The following is a 3,113-nucleotide window of genomic DNA, read 5'->3' as shown; positions in this document are numbered from 1 at the left end:
GAATTAATCAGTGCTTCCCTAAAGTCCCGTCCTGCTTAAGAATCTTTTGCAATCAGAGCTGATCCAGGAATTTCAGGCGTTCGTTCAAGGATTTCATCTTTTCTTCGAACTGGGCCAGTTTTTCTTTTTCCTTAGCCACTACTGCTTCCGGTGCTTTGGCAAGGAAGCCTTTGTTGGAGAGCTTGCCGCTGGTGCGGGCAATGTCTTTTTCAAGGGCTGCCTTGTTCTTTTCGATCTTTTCCTTTTCCTTGGCAGTGTCGATGAGGCCTTTCAGTTCCAGGTACACTTCCAGTCCGGTGACTACGGTGGTGAGGGCGTTTTCCGGCTTCGGTGCGTCGGCGGAGAGCAGTTTGATGTCTTCTACGTGGCCCAGTTTTTCGTAGTATTCCTTATGGTTTTCAATGCAGTCTTTCAGGTCGTTTCTAAGAACGGCAATCTGGATGTGGCACATCTTGTTCGGGGTTACATTGGCCTCGGCGCGCATGTTGCGGATAGCCTTGATGGAATCCATAATCCTTTCAAACTGTTCTGCTTCGTCCTTGAAGCGGAGGTTTTCATCAGCCTTCGGCCAGGGAGCCCTTGCCAGGATTTCGCCTTCATGGGGCAGATGCTGCCAGAGGTGTTCCGTAATGAACGGCATAAATGGATGAAGCAGGGCCAGCATGCGGGTGAGGGTGTATACCAGCACGTACTGGGTGACTTTGCGGTCCCTGTTATGCTCGCCGTAGAGACGGGTCTTGGCGGTTTCGATGTACCAGTCGCAGAAGTAGTTCCAGGCAAAGTTATAGATGGAGTCAGCCGCTTCACCCAGTTCGTACTTGTCCAGGTTGGTGCTTACATAGTCTTCGGTGGCTGCCAGGCGGTCCAGGATCCACTTGTCTGCCAGGGTAAGTTCCTCTTTGGCAGGGACGAAATCTTTGTCATAGTCGTCCAGGTTCATGAGGGTGAACTTGGTGGCGTTCCACAGTTTGTTTGCGAAATTCCGATTTCCTTCTACCTTTTCATAGTAGAAACGCATGTCGTTGCCCGGGGTGTTGCCGGTGACCAGGGTGAAACGGAGGGCGTCGGCGCCGTACTTGTCGATGACTTCCAGGGGGTCGATGCCGTTTCCAAGGGACTTGCTCATCTTGCGTCCCTGGGAATCGCGGACCAGGCCGTGGATGAATACGTACTTGAAGGGGATTTCATGCATAAATTCCATGGACATGAACATCATGCGGGCTACCCAGAAGAAAATAATGTCGTAGCCGGTGACCATGGTGGAAGTTGGGTACCACTGTTTCAATACCGGTGTCTGGTCCGGCCAGCCCATGGTGGAGAATGGCCACAGGGCGGAGGAGAACCAGGTATCCAGCACGTCCGGGTCCTGGTGGATATGCTTGCTGCCGCACTTCGGGCATTCGGTGAGGTCCGTGCGGGATGCGCTTACTTCGCCGCAGTCGTCGCAGTACCATACAGGGATGCGGTGGCCCCACCAGAGCTGACGGGAAATGCACCAGTCATGAATGTTTTCCAGCCACTGGATATAGGTCTTGGAGAAACGTTCCGGTACGAACTTTGTCTTGCCGGAGGTGACTGCTTCCATAGCCGGGCCTGCCAGGGGTTTCATCTTTACGAACCACTGCTTGGTGGTCATCGGTTCCACCACTGTCTTGCAGCGGGAGCAGTGACCGACAGCGTGCTTTGTTTCTTCAATCTTTACCAGCAGACCGGCGTTCTTGAAATCTTCAATAATGGCCTTTCTGGCTTCGTAGCGGTCCATGCCGTTATACTTTCCGGCCTTTTCATTCATAGTGCCGTCTTTGTTCATGATGACGATGGTAGGCAGGTCATGGCGCTGGCCCACTTCAAAGTCGTTGGGGTCATGGGCCGGCGTAATCTTCACGCAGCCGGTACCATAGGCCATATCTACGTAATCATCGGCAATAATGGGGATTTCACGGTCCGTGGTGGGGAGCTTCACCATCTTGCCTACCAGGTGGGCATACCGTTCATCATTGGGGTTTACAGCCACAGCCGTATCACCGGGGATAGTTTCAGGACGGGTGGTGGCAATCTGGATATAACCCTCTTCCCCAACGATAGGATAGTTGAAATACCAGAGATGTCCCACTTCATCCTCATGCTCTACTTCAATGTCGGAAAGAGCAGTCTGGCAGCGGGGGCACCAATTGGTAATGCGGAATCCCTGGTAAATGAGGCCTTTTTCATAAAGGGAAACGAACACTTCGCGAACCGCACGGGCGCATACATCGTCCATGGTGAAGCGTTCCCGCTTCCAGTCGCAGGAAGAACCAAGGCGGCGAATCTGGAGACCGATACGGTTGCCGTATTTCTCCTTCCACTGCCATACCCTTTCCAGGAACTTTTCACGGCCCAGGTCGTACTTATTCAGACCTTCCTCGGCGATCTGCTTTTCTACCTTTACCTGGGTGGCAATGCCTGCGTGATCCTTGCCCGGCAGCCACAGTACATTGTACCCCTGCATTCTCTTGTAGCGGATCAGGATATCCTGGAGCGTATTGTCCAGAGCATGACCCATGTGCAGCTGGCCCGTTACATTCGGCGGCGGCAGCACAATGCTGTAAGGTTCCTTAGAGGGGTCCGGTTCATCATGAAATACATCATGATCTTCCCAGAACTGATACCATTTCTGTTCAATCGCACTTGGATCATACTTTCCAAGATCTTCAAAATCTGCCATATTCTTCACTCCTAAAAATAAAAAATCTCCTCCATCCCATAGGACGAAAGAGTGCTTCCGCGGTACCACCTAAATAATCATACATGATCGCTCATTTGCGTATAACGTGCGCCACGGGCATAAGCCGGCTCCGGGGTGACCCGCTGCTTCATCCTTACCGCCTTCCCACCACCGGCAGCTCTCTACAAATTCATCCACAGCTTCTTCCCATCTTTGCTTTTACATATGATATGAAATATCATAGCAGGATTCAAAATGAAATGCAAGGGGAGGGAATGAAAAAGGGGCCGCAGAGCGGTCCTTTTTTCATAGGATTCATAGGTTTGACGGCCCTGCGGGCCGGAGGGTTCTCTCCACCATTTTATTGTCCCACCGCTTGGGGAGAAAGGTGGTGCGTCAGCACCAAAGG

1 protein-coding gene is annotated in these 3,113 nt (G+C 52.1%); it reads right to left on the bottom strand.

What is annotated here, in order from left to right; genetic code table 11:
- Window positions 1-52: 52 nt before the first annotated feature.
- Window positions 53-2,704, bottom strand: a complete 2,652-nt coding sequence (locus tag B2Y11_RS05310) for a valine--tRNA ligase (RefSeq protein ID WP_291057044.1) — start codon at window positions 2,702-2,704, stop codon at window positions 53-55.
- Between the last annotated feature and the right edge of the window lie 409 nt (window positions 2,705-3,113).

This window comes from Dialister sp. UBA1703, assembly GCA_002320515.1.
Taxonomy (GTDB): domain Bacteria; phylum Bacillota; class Negativicutes; order Veillonellales; family Dialisteraceae; genus Dialister.
This window is presented reverse-complemented; position numbering and strand designations above follow the sequence as displayed.

Excerpts from the sequence above, each read along its gene's own strand:
- B2Y11_RS05310 (WP_291057044.1), bottom strand. The coding sequence starts at position 2,704 with ATGGCAGATTTTGAAGATCTTGGAAAGTATGATCCAAGTGCGATTGAA.